Consider the following 308-nt stretch of genomic DNA (forward strand, 5'->3'; position numbering starts at 1 on the left):
GCGGTGCCGGTGAACGCATTACCCGCAGCCCCGCCGGTGCCGCCCTGCCCACCGGCCCCACCGGCACCGCCGGTGCCGCCGGTGGCGCCGGCGGCCGCGGCGGTTAGGTTGTCGGCGCCCTTGCCGCCGGTGCCGCCCACGCCGCCGGTGCCGCCGTTGCCGGCGGTGCCATCAGCACCAACAGTGGAGCCGAGGCCGCCCTTGCCGGCGTCGCCGCCTTGGCCGCCGGTGCCGCCGGTGCCGCCGGCTTGGCCGGCGATGGCCGGGTTGGTGCTGTCGGTGCCGGTACCACCTTGACCACCGGTGCC

The 308-nt window shown here is 78.9% G+C and carries 1 pseudogene; it reads right to left on the reverse strand.

Going from position 1 to position 308, the window contains the following annotated elements:
* Positions 1 to 308: pseudogene (locus BST40_RS33690) on the reverse strand (PE family protein); the annotation flags it as partial.

This window comes from Mycobacterium persicum, from assembly GCF_002086675.1.
Classification (GTDB): Bacteria; Actinomycetota; Actinomycetes; order Mycobacteriales; family Mycobacteriaceae; genus Mycobacterium; species Mycobacterium persicum.